General features: G+C 71.5%; 9 protein-coding genes. 4 read left to right on the plus strand and 5 right to left on the minus strand.

Features of this window, described 5'->3' with window-relative positions; translation table 11 throughout:
* Positions 1 to 25 precede the first annotated feature (25 nt).
* Complete coding sequence (locus AB0I28_RS27130; RefSeq protein ID WP_357497917.1) at positions 26 to 1,957, minus strand: ABC transporter ATP-binding protein; 1,932 nt, start codon at positions 1,955 to 1,957, stop codon at positions 26 to 28.
* Between the two features lie 114 nt (positions 1,958 to 2,071).
* On the opposite strand from AB0I28_RS27130, the gene AB0I28_RS27135 reads away from it, so the two are divergent.
* Positions 2,072 to 2,557: a hypothetical protein gene (locus AB0I28_RS27135; protein ID WP_357497919.1), complete on the plus strand. Its 486-nt coding sequence runs from the start codon at positions 2,072 to 2,074 to the stop codon at positions 2,555 to 2,557.
* 290 nt (positions 2,558 to 2,847) lie between these two features.
* Positions 2,848 to 5,346: a tetratricopeptide repeat protein gene (locus AB0I28_RS27140; RefSeq protein ID WP_357497921.1), complete on the plus strand. Its 2,499-nt coding sequence runs from the start codon at positions 2,848 to 2,850 to the stop codon at positions 5,344 to 5,346.
* Between the two features lie 115 nt (positions 5,347 to 5,461).
* On the opposite strand, the gene AB0I28_RS27145 is transcribed toward AB0I28_RS27140, so the two are convergent.
* Entirely contained in the window at positions 5,462 to 6,043 is a 582-nt protein-coding gene (locus tag AB0I28_RS27145) for a hypothetical protein (RefSeq protein WP_357497922.1), read from the minus strand.
* A 316-nt stretch (positions 6,044 to 6,359) separates the two neighbouring features.
* Here AB0I28_RS27145 and AB0I28_RS27150 point away from each other — a divergent pair, with 316 nt between their 5' ends.
* The gene (locus AB0I28_RS27150) at positions 6,360 to 8,420 is read left to right on the plus strand and encodes an SGNH hydrolase domain-containing protein (RefSeq protein WP_357497924.1); all 2,061 of its coding nucleotides are present in this window, start codon (positions 6,360 to 6,362) and stop codon (positions 8,418 to 8,420) included.
* Here the strand turns inward: AB0I28_RS27150 and AB0I28_RS27155 are convergent.
* The 3 genes from AB0I28_RS27155 to AB0I28_RS27165 all read right to left on the minus strand — a co-directional run bounded on the left by AB0I28_RS27155 (position 8,413) and on the right by AB0I28_RS27165 (position 12,340).
* Positions 8,413 to 9,618 (minus strand): VWA-like domain-containing protein, encoded by a 1,206-nt coding sequence (locus AB0I28_RS27155; RefSeq protein ID WP_357497926.1) that lies wholly within the window; start codon positions 9,616 to 9,618, stop codon positions 8,413 to 8,415. The genes AB0I28_RS27150 and AB0I28_RS27155 overlap by 8 nt on opposite strands.
* Before the next feature lie 98 nt (positions 9,619 to 9,716).
* Positions 9,717 to 10,955: a MoxR family ATPase gene (locus tag AB0I28_RS27160; protein WP_357497928.1), complete on the minus strand. Its 1,239-nt coding sequence runs from the start codon at positions 10,953 to 10,955 to the stop codon at positions 9,717 to 9,719.
* A 71-nt stretch (positions 10,956 to 11,026) separates the two neighbouring features.
* Positions 11,027 to 12,340: a hypothetical protein gene (locus tag AB0I28_RS27165; RefSeq protein ID WP_357497930.1), complete on the minus strand. Its 1,314-nt coding sequence runs from the start codon at positions 12,338 to 12,340 to the stop codon at positions 11,027 to 11,029.
* A gap of 600 nt (positions 12,341 to 12,940) precedes the next feature.
* Between AB0I28_RS27165 and AB0I28_RS27170 the strand changes: the two genes are divergently transcribed.
* Positions 12,941 to 13,117, plus strand: a complete 177-nt coding sequence (locus AB0I28_RS27170) for a hypothetical protein (RefSeq protein ID WP_357497932.1) — start codon at positions 12,941 to 12,943, stop codon at positions 13,115 to 13,117.
* Positions 13,118 to 13,119 lie beyond the last annotated feature (2 nt).

The raw sequence follows: 13,119 nt of genomic DNA on the forward strand, positions 1-13,119 counted from the left end.
CCGCCCGCCGTCCGGCCGGACTTCCTCACTCCGCCCGCTCCGCGCTGTAACCGCGCGACTGGAGCCCGAAAAGCTCGGCGTAGCGCCCGTCGATCGCCGTGAGCTCGTCGTGGGTTCCCTGTTCGATGAGGCGACCGTGGTCGAGGACGTAGATGGCGTCGGCGTGGCGGACGTTGGCGAGGCGGTGGGTGATCAGGATCGTGGTACCCCGACGCGCCTTGAGGGTTTCGAAGAGGACGTGTTCGGCGCGGGCGTCGAGGGCTGCGGACGGTTCGTCGCAGATGAGGATGGGCGCGTCGCGGTAGAAGCTGCGCGCGGCGGTCAGCCTCTGCCACTGCCCGCCGGAGAGGTCGTGTCCGTCCTTGAACCGCCGGTCGAGCAGTGTGTTGTAGCCCTTGGGCAGTTCGGTGATCATGCCGTGGGCGTCGGCGGCGCGGGCGGCGGCCTCGACGCGCTCTCTCCCGCCTCTGCCGGTGGTGCGTCCAATGTGGATGTTGACGCCGGCGGTGAAGGGCCAGTGATGGTAATCCTGGGTGACCACCGCGATGTGCTCACGCAGTCGGCCAGTGTCCATCCCGGCGATGTCCCGCCCATCCCAGGTGATGACGCCGCCGGTGGGTTCGTAGAGACCGGCGATGAGGGCGGCGAGGCTGGTCTTCCCGGATCCGTTCTCCCCGACGAGGGCGATCGTCCGTCCTGTGTGGATCTCCAGGGACACCTCGTCGACGGCGTCTCTCTCGGCGTCGGGATAGCGCAGCGACACCTGCTCCAGGCGGATGACGTCCGGCGGCCCGGCGAGACGGTCGGGGCGCGGGGTGGGGGTGTGTTCGGCGGCACGCGTCATGAAGCGCGTGTGGTCGCCGGCGTAGAGGCCCTGCTCGAACAGGGAGTTGATCGACGAGATGAGCAGGTTCAGGCTTGACCGGCCGCTCTGGATCGCCAGGACCGCCGCCGCACCGGCCGACAGCGGCACCGCCTGGACGGTCATGAGCCAGCCGAGGGCGATGTAGACGCCGACGCCCGCAAGGCCCGCGATGACTCCGCCGACGGCACGCGTCCAGGTCTGGGACCGGAGCACGACGAAGTCGGCCGCGGTCTCCAGCGCGAGGAGCTTGCGGTGCTCGGCGAGCAGCCAGTCGGCGAGGTCGAGGGACCGCAGCTCGGCGGCGGTGGGCCGGGAGGCCATCAGGTTCTCCAGGACCCACAGGCGGCGCCGACGGGCGACCCTGGCGTGCCATGAGGTGTACTCGGCGCGCGCGGAGCGGACCGCGGCCCATCCGGTCGGGATCGCCGCGACGATGAGGAGTCCGAGCAGGAGGGGATGAATGATCGCCAGGGCCCCGGCGACGGCGGCCACACCGACGGCGCCGGTGATGACGTCGATGGCCTCCTCGACAAGGCTGGTCACCGCGGTGGTGCCGCGCTGGTGGGACTTGTCCATCTCGTCGGTGAGCGACGCGTTGTCGAAGGCGGCCAGCTGCATGCCGGTGGTGGCACGGTAGAAGTCGGTCTCGACGGCATTCGAGACCAGCGGCCGCAAGCGGGCCTGCGCCCAGCCGGCGGCCATCGACAGGCCGGACCGGGCGGCGAGCATCGTCCCGACGATGATCAGCGAGGGGATCGCCGCCTGGATCCGTTCGGCCGTCGGCGCCTGGGTGAGCAGCGCGGCCGCCGCGCCCTGGGTGGCCAGCAACCCGAACGTCGTCGCCACACCGGAGACGACGTTCAGCACGACACACGCCGCGGTCGTCGCGGGGGAGGCACTCCAGGCCAGGCGGAGCGCCTGGGCGACCAGCGCGGGGAGGCGTGCCGCCATGGTGAGGAATCCGGTGCCGGTGACCTTCTCGTCGTGGACCTGCCAGCCTTGCTGCTCCAGCTCGGGGACGACCGAATCGGTGGCGACGTCGGCCTCGTCGGTGTTCTCACTGCCGTCTCGCGGCTTTACCGGCCACTTCACGCGTGCTCACCCCCGCTGCGACGGTAGTCAGCAACGGCGGGACGTGCGGTCGGAAACTGGACTGCCAGGTTCACGAAGTCGGTGAGCCGGCCGCGGATCGGTAGGGTCGCCGAGGTGAAGGATCAGGACGGCTATCTGCCGCGCTTCGACGGACTCGATCCCTGGCCGGCGGTCGACGCCGTTGGAAGGCAGGCCGGAGCCGTCTACTACCTGTCGATCGGAGGCGAGCGCATCGACCTCCACGGAGCCTCGACCTTCGTCGACTTCTCCGTCACGTGCGATCGGTTCGTCACCCTGACCCTGCGATTCCGCGTCGACGACGATGGACGCGATCTCCGGCTCGTCTTCTTCGATGTCCGAGACCTCCGATTCGCGCAGGACACCGAGGCGGCCGGCGCGGACTGGAATCCCGTGGACGTCTCGACCTTCGACGAGATCGAGTACTGGCGCGACCCGCGAAGCGGTTCCTGTGTCTTTCGGATCGGCACGATCATCGGAGAACTGCAGTTCGTCTGCGACGGGGAAGTGACCGTAGCGGTCGGTGAACCTCGCATCGGGCCGGACGCCGTCGGCGGGTCGAGAGAAGTGGAGGCCGAGTGACGGGCACCGAGGCCGTTCCAGGTTCTCCGAAGGGATGGAGACGGTGATCAGGGCGGGGCCGGGTTCTCGTGCTGCACTCCGGGTCTCGGGGCATCGTTCCCGGCGATCGTGGCCTTCTCGCAGAAGGTCGGCCATGAGCTGTACGCGCCGGAGTCGCCGGCGGTCGAAGCGACCGTTCGCATGGTCCTCGGCGACGAATCTCCGCCCTAATCCGTTGCGTTCAACCATCGCCTTTAATACGTTGGAATCGGTCATGGGGCTGACCATCGCATGGAGTCCGGGGGGATCATATGCAGCCTGTCGAGGCCGATACGGCCGCACGTCTCGCGAAATGGCTCGCGGCGCACATGGAGCGGCACCGGCTCTCACCTCACGAGATCGGGCGCGAGCTCGGCGTGGGCGCCGGGGTCGTGCGCGGGTGGCTGTCGGCCGCCGGGCGCGGGGCCGCGTTCGAGCCCGGCGAGTTCGACCACCTCGACACGCCGGTGAAACTCGGCGCGTGGTTACGGGCGCGGATCGCCGACTCCGGGGCCACGGTCCGCGAGATCGCCGCGATGACCGAGGACGTCTCGATGAGCACGATCTACAACTGGCTCAAGGGCGAGCACCTCCCGCCGCCTCCGACCACCGACAGTCCCGACCGCTTCGACCTGCTGCTGAGCCGGTCCGCGCTCGGACTCGACCTGCACCAGCGGGTCGCCCTCGACCGGGTCCGCCGGCGGCTCACCGGTGCCGCCCCGGACTTCGGCCCCGGCGCGGTGTGGGAGCCGCGTGCGCTTCCGGCGGCGAACCGGTCCTTCACCGGGCGGCGCTCGACTCTGCGGAGGCTCGACCGGCTCCTGGCCGACTACGGCCGCGGCACGGGCGTCCTCGTCGCGCTCACCGGCATCGGCGGCGTCGGCAAGACCGCCCTGGCCGTCCATTGGGCGCGGTCCGCCCAGGTCAGGGCGACCCTCACCGACGGTTGCCTGTACCTGGACCTCAACGGCTACAGCAAATCCACACCGGTGGACATCGAGACGGCGCGGATCCGGCTGCTCTTCCAGCTCGGGGTGGGACCCGAGCGGATCCCGGCCGATCCCGAGGCGCAGCACGCGCTCTACCAGCGCTCGCTAGCCGGGCGCCCCCTCCTTCTGGTGCTCGACAACGCGCACGCCGAACCGCAGGTGCGTCCGCTGCTTCCGGCCGATCCGTTGTGCCTCACCGTGATCACCAGCCGCAACCGACTGTCCGGACTGGACATCACCAGCGGTGGCCTGACCCGCGTCGCCGTCGACGCGCTCGGCCCGGACGAGGCCGCCGCCCTGCTGCGCGAACTCCTTGGCCGACTCATCGTGAGGCACACCTCCGAAAGAGACTTCGACGCCTTCGCCGAGGCTTGCGGGCGACTGCCGCTCGCGCTGCGGATCGCCGCGGCGAACTATCTGACGCACCATCACCCGCACCGTGAGACCATCGCCGACTACACACGCCTGCTCGAAGCGGATCGGCTGGGGGCCTTGGCGATCGGCCCCACCGACCCGGAGACCGCGATAACGGTCGCGTTGGACCATTCGCACCATCGCCTCAGTTCCGGCGCACAGCGCGCCTATCGCCTCCTGGGTCTCCACCGGGCGCCCGACTTCTCGATCCCCTGGGTCGTGAGCGTCCTGGCGGAGAGCACCGAACACGTCCGGGGTTCGCTGAGGGAGCTGGTGCAGGCCAACCTCCTGTCAGTGGATGCGAACGGCCGCCACTCGTTCCACGACCTTCTCCGCGAACACGCCGCCGGCCTCGCCGAGAGGGAGGAGGACGCGGCAGACCGGCACGGCGCGGTCGAACGCGGTCTCGATCATTGGCTGCACTCGGGCTTCGCGGCGTTCCGGACGACCGAGCCGAGCCGGGTGCCGATCGTCCTGGAGGAACCCTTCGCCGGTGTCGCACCCGAGTCGTTCGAGGTGTTCGACGACGCCTCGGCCTGGCTCGACGCCGAGCTTCCCGGCGTCCTGGCCGCCGTCGCCCACGCCGCCGAGGCGGGTCACGACCGGCATGTGTGGCGGCTGGCGTGGACCGTCATGAACAAACTCGGCACCAGTGGGCTGTGGGGCAGCCAGCGTGAGCTCGCGCGTCTCGTCCTCGAAGCCGGCGATCGTCTGGGCGACCTCGATGTGCAGGCCCGCGGCCACCGATTCCTCGCCTCTGCGGCGATCTTCCACCAGGCCGCAGAGCAGGCCCGGTTCCATCTTGAGCGCGCGCTGCGTCTGCACCGCGAGTCCGGCGACCTGGTGGGCCAGGCCGCCGTGCAGCACGCACTGTCCTATGTCGAGGAAAGTGCGGAGGGATTCGCGGCCGCCCTTGGGCACGCCCGCCAGGCTCTCCTGCTGGAGCGGGCGAGCGGGTCTCGGCCGGGACAGGCCCGCGCGCTCAACGAGATCGGCTGGCTGTCGGCCCGACTGGGAAATCCGAAGGACGGCGTCGAGCCGTGCCTGGAGGCCCTGGCGATCTTCGAGGAGCTGGGCGACCGCACCAAGATCGCCCACACCCTTGACAGCCTGGGCTACCTCCGGCATCGCATGGGCGACCTTCCCGGCGCGATCGGCGACTTCGAGCAGGCTCTCGACCTTTTCCGCAGCGTCGGCAACGCCTACGAGGAAGCCGGAACCCTGGGGCGCATCGGTGATGTCCACGCCGACGAGGGCGACCGGGACGCTGCCGAGTGCTCCTGGCGCGAAGCCCTCGACCTGTACACCGAGATGGGCCATGGGCACGGCGAGTCGATGCGCGAGCGTCTGCGCGGCTCCGGTGCCTGACTCGTCCGCTGGATCGGCCGCCCGCAGGCCCACCCGACTCGGGCTTCACGCATGCCGACGGCGCCGAAAGGGCCGCGGTCGGCTCCGCACGATGAGCCGACCGCGGCCCGCCCTGTCAGCAGGCCTTGATGCCGTCGGCCTTGTCGTTGTTGGCCTTGCCGACGTTGGGATTCCACGACTGCGCATCCCCGGTCGCCCAGAGCTGGACCCATGCTCCCCGCCAGTCGTACACCCTCGTGCGGGCCCCTCCGGACTGGTTGTTGTGCCATGAGGTGGTCTGGTCGTTGAAGCCGTAGCCGCCGAGATCCTGGATGTAGCCGCAGTGGGAGAACTGGAGCCTGCGGTCGTTGTAGTTCTCGTCCTTGTACACGCAGGTCCAGTAGTACGGGCAGTCCGGACGGCCGTCCTTTCGAACGCCCTGCTCACCGGGACCGTAGGCGGCCCGCTGACCGTCCATCGGAATGGTGAGGATCACCGTGCCGTTCTCCCAGGCGATCTGGTTGGTGTTGATCTGCTTCCCGTCCGGGTGCTGCGCCAGCACGGCGTCGATCTGCGCCTGAACGGAGGAGCCCGTCTCGGGCTCGGCCGCCGCGGCCGGCTGCCCGCCGACCACGGTGATCCCGGCGATCACGATCGCCGCGCAGGCCGTCAGCACGGCCCTGAGGAGTCGCCTTCCGCTTGTTCGTTCGAGCTGCACGTTGTTTTCCTTCCTTGAAGGGTCTCTCCGGGAACCAAAGGCGCGGTGTCCCACGAAGCCCTCCGCCGCGACCGATCACTCGCCCGCCCCTGGAGGTCGACGCCTCGTGGGATCACCCGCCCGGATCCCGGTTCCGGTTCGCCCCGCAGACTCCCGCCCCTTGGCCGGTCCTGCGATCGCGGCGAACAAGCCCCAGTTGAACCGAGACCGGCGGCGGTATCCAGGACTCGTTCGAATCGGTTGGAATCCGCCTGCCCGGACCTGGCCTTCGTCCCGCGGTCACGTGGCGTTCACCGGCGGCGGCTTGACTGCGGGGATGCCCGACCGTCCCGCCCCCGAACGCCACGCCCTTCGTCTCGACATTCAGGGTCTGCGGGCAGTCGCCGTCGGCCTGGTCGTCTTGTCCCACGCGGGGGTCAGGGCGGTGTCGGGGGGCTTCGTCGGGGTCGACGTCTTCTTCGTGATCTCGGGCTTCCTGATCACCTCGTTGTTGGTGCGTGAGCTCTCCGACGTCGGTGGCCTGTCCTTTCGCCGCTTCTACGCTCGGCGGGCCTTGCGGCTGCTGCCGGCGGCGACGGCCGTCATCGTCGCGACGCTGGCCGGTGCGCGGCTTTTCCTGTCCCGCCTGCGCTTCGACGAGTACGTCGGCGACGCGCTGGGCAGTCTCTTCTATGTCGAGAACGTGCGCCTCGCCTCGGCTGGGACCGACTACTTGTCGCAAGGGGCGCCGCCCTCGCCGTTTCAGCACTTCTGGTCGCTGGCCGTCGAGGAGCAGTTCTATGTGCTGTGGCCGCTCCTGCTGGTGGCAGGGTGGAGGCTCTTTCGACGGCGGCGGCGTGCGCTGTTCGCGGCGCTCGCCGTCCTTTATGGAGCATCCTTCGGGTTGAGTGCGTTGACGACGGCGGAATCACCGTCGTGGGCCTACTTCGGGATCCACACGAGGCTGTGGGAGCTCGGGGGCGGCGCGCTGCTCGCCCTGTCCGTTCGGCGGTTGGCGGCCCTGCCGACCCGTGTGTCGGGGCCGATGACCTGGCTCGGGCTGGCCGCGATCCTCGGCTCCGCGGTCGCCTTCGACGACGGCACGACATATCCGGGCTTCCACGCGCTACTGCCCGTCGTGGGAACCGGTCTGGTGCTCGCGGGGGGTTGCGCGCCCGCGCGGGGTGATGCGCGGCTGGTGTTGGCGCGGCGGCCGGCGGTGTGGGTCGGCGGTGTCTCCTATGGGTGGTACCTGTGGCACTGGCCGCTGCTGATCATTGGGCCGACCGCGCTGGGCATGCGCGAGTCCACTCGTCTTTCCCTTGCCCTCGCGGCGATCGCGCTGCTGCTGGCGTGGGCGAGCCGGCGGTTCGTCGAGGATCCGCTGCGATTCCACTCCGCCCTCCGTCGCCGGCCGGGCAAGGCGCTCTCGGTCGGTCTCGGCCTGTCGGCGGGTGCGACCGCCGTGATCCTCGCGGTGGCGCTCTTTCCCCCCGCGATCAGTTCGGGATCGCCCGCTCCCATGCTGGCGCAGGAGATCGCCGCCGCACCCGACGCGCGAGAACGGCTGTCGCAGCTGCTCGCCGCGCCGGCCGGAAGCCTGCCGAGCAATCTCAGCCCGGCCCTGGGAGAGATCAAGGACCACCGTTCGGCGGTCTACCGCGACGGCTGCCACACCGACTACGACAGCAGCCGTGTGAAAGCCTGCGCCTACGGCGATCCGGCCTCGGAGCGGGTCGTCGTCCTGTTCGGCGACTCCCATGCGGCGCAGTGGTTCCCCGCGCTGGACCGGCTCGCTCGCGACGGCGGCTGGCGCCTGGTGTCGCTGACGAAGGCCTCGTGCAAGGTCGCCGCCGTGACCATCGTCCGCGCTGGCGAGGACTACACGAGCTGCGACGCGTGGCGCGCCGCCGCCCTGGAGACGGTCGCCGGCTTGCGCCCGTCGCTGGTGATCGCGTCCTCCTCCGACGCCGGCGACCTCGCCCATCCGGGTCCGGATGCATTGGCGGACTGGACATCCGGTTACCGGCGGACCTTCGAAGCGCTCACCGCGACCGGTGCGGAGGTCGCCGTCCTCCTCGACACCGCCTGGCCGCCGGGCGACGCCGTCGAATGCGCCGCCCGGCATCCCCTGGACCTCGACGCGTGCACCGGCGACGTCGCCTCCGCGACGCGCGATCCCCTGCGCCGCAAGGCGATCGCCGACGCCGCGGGCACCGTTCAGGTCATCGACCCGGTGCCGTGGATGTGCGCCGAGTCCGGCGCCTGCCCGGTCGTCGTCGGCGACACCTTCGTATACCGCGACGACAGCCACCTCGCCGAGGCCTACGCCGCCGCGATCGCGCCGGTCCTCGGCGCCCGGATCGACGCCCTGCTCCCGGCCGCGCCGGTCAGCTGATGTTGATGACATGCGCCCACGGTGGTGGTGCCTCCGGTATGTACTCGGGGTTCCGCTCGTTGACCGCGCGGGCCGGGCGGGGGAAGAGACCGACCACGGTGCGGCAGGGCGGTTGCGCCGACGGCCAGGGCGTCTGGCCGTCGGTCAGGGCCACGATCACGTCCGGGCGCGGCCGGGAGCGCAGCGCGCGGGCGAAACCCGAGCGCATGTCCGTCCCGCCACCGCCGATCAGCTCCATGCTCTCCGCCCGGCACAGCGGGACGGCCACACCGGCCGCCGCGTCGCAGGAGATCACCGACACCAGGTCACGCCGTCCGCCGACAGCCCGCGAGATCGCCGCGACCTCCAGCAGCGCGCTGCCCAGTTCGGCGTCGCTGACCGAGCCGGAGGTGTCGATCACGACGCAGACCCGCGGCGGCGTCCGCCGCAGACTCGGCAGCACCACGCCGGGAACGCTCGCGGAGCGCCGCGAAGGCCGCCGGTAGCTGTGGTTCTCGCCGACGCCCGGCGCACCTGCCGCCGAGCGCACCGCCGCCCCCAGCAGCTTCCGCCACGGCTGCGGCGGATGGAACGCCTTGTCGGCCCACCGCCGCCAGCTCTCCGGCGCGTCGCCCGGTTTGCCCTTGATCCCCTCGGCGACCCGGAAGCGGACCGCGTCGCGCTGCTGCCGGCTCAGCCCGTGCGCCCCGTCGGGCCCCAGTTCCCACGGCCGGTCGTGCCCGTCGGCGCCGCTCCCGCAGTCGAGCCACGCCAGTTCGGCGGCCAGGTCGGTCATCGGCGTCATCCGCAGGTACTCCTCCATCAGCAGCCCGTCGGGCAGCCGGAGCAGTGACGGGACGGCCGCCCCGGTGGGCTGGGGGAGGCCGTCGCCGTAGATGTCGTCGTTGATCTCGAAGTCGGCGGCGATGTTGCGCCGCAGCCGCTCGCCCGGCCCGTGCTCGTCACGTTCACGCCCGTAGCGGTCGCCGCGCCCGTGATGGTCGCGGAGAAGGTGCGAGACCTCGTGCACCCACACGCCCGCCAGCTCCTCGATCGGGGTCCGCGCCACGAAGGCGGGGGAGACGTAGCAGCGCCAGTGCGCGTCCACGCCCATCGTCGGCACCGACCGGTCCTCGATCACGTGCAGCGCGAAGAGCGCGTCGGCCAGGTAGGGACGGACCCTCACCGCGTGCAGCCGGGCGGCCAGGAGCTTCTCCATGTCCAGCGGCAGTCCGGCCGGTCGGCCCGACCGGTTCGACGCCGTGGCCCGCGCGGGAGGGGGCGCCGGACGGGCCGCCGGGTGCTGCGAAGTCCCCGTCATCGGCGTGCCCCCGTCGCCGGTTCGAGTTCGGCCGCCGCGGCGCGCTCCACCGAGTTGTCGGCGCGGCGGGCGAGGCCGACGACCCCGGCCAGCCGGTCCACCGTCTCCGGGATCTCCCAGTCGTCGCGGCGAAGCTCGGCGAGCGACATCGCCGGGGCGACCAGCAGGTCGGGGGCGCCGGTCTCCAGCGCCTGCGTGAGGACGGCCCAGCCCGCCTCCCACCGATCCCGTTCCGGGCGGGCGCCGACGGCGGCGACGACGGCCTCCAGCGCCGCCTGGCGCAGGTCGCCGCGCACCGGCAGTTCGGTGCCGGCGGGGTCGGCGAGCAGTGTCTCCGGGTCGGGCAGGTCCATGCGCTCGATGTGGGCGAGGAGTTCGAGGCCCGGCCCGTCCCCGACGGCGCCGCGCACCAGCAGCGACAGGACGTCGGGGGACACCGCGGCCGCCGTGCCGAAGGCCAGCAGGGTCAGCGCGGCCTCCCAGCTGCGCGGTGACGGCCAGGCGCCGCCGCGCCGGGTGTCGGTGCTCGGCAGCCGGTGGATCAGCTTCGGCCGGGCGGCGAGGAAGCCGCAGACCGCGCGGCGGGCGAAGCCGACCGCCTCCGGCAGCAGTTCCGGCATCAGTCGCGGGAGTTCCGCCCGGGGCCAGACGCCGCCCAGCCCGCGCACGACGACGTCGCGGTCGTGCACCCAGTGGAGGTGCACGAAGCGGTTGGCCAGCGGCGGGCTCAGCTCCCAGCCGTCGGCGGCCGACGCGCGCGGGTTCGCGGCGGCCACGATGCGCACGCCCGGAGGCAGTCGCAGGGCACCGACCCTTCGCTCCAGCACGACGCGGAGCAGGGCGGCCTGGACCGCCGGGGTCGCGGTGGACAGCTCGTCGAGGAAGAGCAGGCCCCGGCCGGCGCGCACGATCTCCACCGCCCACTGCGGGGGCGCCATCGGCACTCCGCGCACCTCGGGGTCGTCGCCGACGATGGGCAGGCCGGCGAAGTCGGAGGGTTCGTGCACGCTGGCGATCACGGTCGTCAGCGGCAGGTCGAGGGTGGCGGCGAGTTGCGTCAGGGCCGCGGTCTTGCCGATGCCGGGCTCGCCCCACAGCAGGACGGGCAGGTCGGCGGCGACGGCGAGGGTGAGCGCTTCGAGCTGCTCGTCGGGGCGCGGCTCGGTCGTGGTGGTCCGCAGGATCGCGAGGAGGTCGTCGGCGAGGTCGAGTTGGGTGTTCGTGCTGGGGTTCATATGGGTCACCTGGGTGTGTGAGGGCACGGGACGGCCCGTGCGAGCGGTCTCGGGTGCGCGGAATGGCGCGGTCAGCGGGTGTGTGCGCGGCTGTTTCGCTTGCGGCGGCGGGGATCGCCGCCGCCGTGCGCGCGGGTGGGATGTGCGGTGGCGAGCCGCGAGCGGAAGAGCCCGTGGTCGACGCGGCGTGCGGCGGCCGTCTCGAGTTCCTCGCGCAGCGGTCCGTCGCGCAGGATCGCGGCGGGGCCGAGGAGGCCTTCGACGACGGCCAGCGCGCCGGCCGGATCGCCGTGGCGGAGCCGTTCGCGGACCGCCGGCAGCGCCTGCGGGTCGCGGTGCACCGCGTCGATGGCGCGCAGGCACGGCAGCGGTGGTCCGCCGAGGGCGACGAGGAGGTCTTCCCGGCGCAGTTGTGCCGCGTCGTGGTCGATCGCGGTCAGCACCCCGTCGCGCAGGCCGATCCGGTGGATCTCGCCCCGGCACTCGACCCGTTGTGGGTCAACGGGTTCCGGGACACCGCGGGCGGTCGGTGCCGGACCGAATCCGGCCAGCGCCTCCGCGACGAGCGGATGCAGCCGCCCGGGAGCGACCAGACCGGCCCGCAGCAACTCCAGGTCGGGAAGGGTGCGGGCCGCCGCTTCCGGGAGGAGGGGGAGAGCGGCGATCTCCTGGGGAGGCAAGGCTTCGCGCACGGGCCGGAAGGTCGGCGCGTGGCTGTCGTCGGGGGCGACGAGTTCGAGAACGGCGCGCTCGCGCGGACCGAGCCGGACCGTGAAGGCGCCGCGGGGGCGGCCCTGCGACAGCAGCAGCGTCTCCGCCTCGGCGGCCCACCGCGACACCGCCCATGTGGAGCCGGAGTCTCCGCAGCGGCGGGCCAGTTCGGCGCTGCGTGTGGAGTCCCAGAGGTGGCGGTGGAGGTCGAGCCGGAAACGCCTGTCGGGATGGGGATGCGGATGGTGGCACGGGCCGCCGTCCCACAGGGCCAGCGACATCCGCTGCCCCGCGTCGGCCCAGCTCGGCGGTGTGCGGGCGACCAATCGCACCGGCGTGCCGTCGGAGCGCCGGTAGTCGGCCAGAGCGATGGTGAGGCCCGGGCGCAGACGTCCGTCGGGGGCGATGCGGGGAGCGTGCCAGCGGAGCAGGTCGGGCGCCAGCCGACGCAGGTCACGTCGAAGACAGGTGACCGTTTCGGTGCCGTGGCGGTCGCGCAGGGCGCGGAGATCGAGATCGACGTCGACGCGGGCGGCGGCGCAGGCCCCCGCCCAGTCGCCGACCGCACGACGGGCGGTCGCGGTGTCGATCATGGACGGTGGCACGGCGTACTCGCGTACGCGCTGCCACATCAACAGGCGGGTCGAAACGTTGCTCACGAAGTGAAGTGCCATCAGCACTCACCTTGCGAGAACGATTCCCCCAATCCGTGCGAGGAGGTATTCATCTCGGCCATGGTAGCGAGTGGGTGCGACAGGGTGGGGCGGGGCTCGTGTCGGGGACGTACTGAAGGCCCCCTGTGAGCAACAGGGGGCCTGCCGATTTCATCCGGGTCTACGGACAGAGCTCGGTTGGGCCCCAGTCTCCCCATACCGTCGGTGATCGGCAAGGACACGCGCCACATCGGACGGCCGGTTTCCAACGGGGCCCGTCCATCTGCGACAACACCGGTTCTGCACGTGCAGTCCGGTACCTATGGCGTCCGAAGTCGTGCGCCGTCCGGTGATTTGGCAACAATCCGGGGCCCGTTGGCGACTGCCGCCCGCGGGTGACCCGTTCTATGCTCATTCTGCCGCGATGGCCTTGAGCAACCGGTTCTTCCGGGTTGGCCGTCGGCGGACGAAAGATCATTCGGGTCTACGGCCGGTACCCGTAAAGGGGTCCGGTCCTTCACAGGAAGGTCAGAAGTGATCTCGGAATTTCAGGTCCGGTCGCAGGTACCTGCCGGCCGAGTCCGCCGCGGAGGCGAAGGCTTCTCGCGGCAATGGGGAGCGGTGGGCGCCCTCATCGTTCTCGCGGTGTCGATGGGCTTCTTCCTCGAGCTCCTCGACCGCGGCCTGGGCGTACGCGAAGCGTCGGTGGTGACCGGCGGCTTCGTGCTCGCCTGGATCGTCGCCTTCAAGAGCGCCCGGGGCGTGCGCAACTTGATGAAGGCCGTCGCGAGGTCCTGAAG

The organism is Phytomonospora sp. NPDC050363 (genome assembly GCF_040655735.1).
Lineage (GTDB): Bacteria > Actinomycetota > Actinomycetes > Mycobacteriales > Micromonosporaceae > Phytomonospora.

Bases quoted from the DNA above. Each gene is read 5' to 3' on its own strand.
- AB0I28_RS27165 (WP_357497930.1), bottom strand. From the start codon at position 12,340: ATGGCACTTCACTTCGTGAGCAACGTTTCGACCCGCCTGTTGATGTGG.
- AB0I28_RS27150 (WP_357497924.1), top strand. From the start codon at position 6,360: ATGCCCGACCGTCCCGCCCCCGAACGCCACGCCCTTCGTCTCGACATT.
- AB0I28_RS27155 (WP_357497926.1), bottom strand. From the start codon at position 9,618: ATGGAGAAGCTCCTGGCCGCCCGGCTGCACGCGGTGAGGGTCCGTCCC.
- AB0I28_RS27140 (WP_357497921.1), top strand. From the start codon at position 2,848: ATGCAGCCTGTCGAGGCCGATACGGCCGCACGTCTCGCGAAATGGCTC.
- AB0I28_RS27160 (WP_357497928.1), bottom strand. From the start codon at position 10,955: ATGAACCCCAGCACGAACACCCAACTCGACCTCGCCGACGACCTCCTC.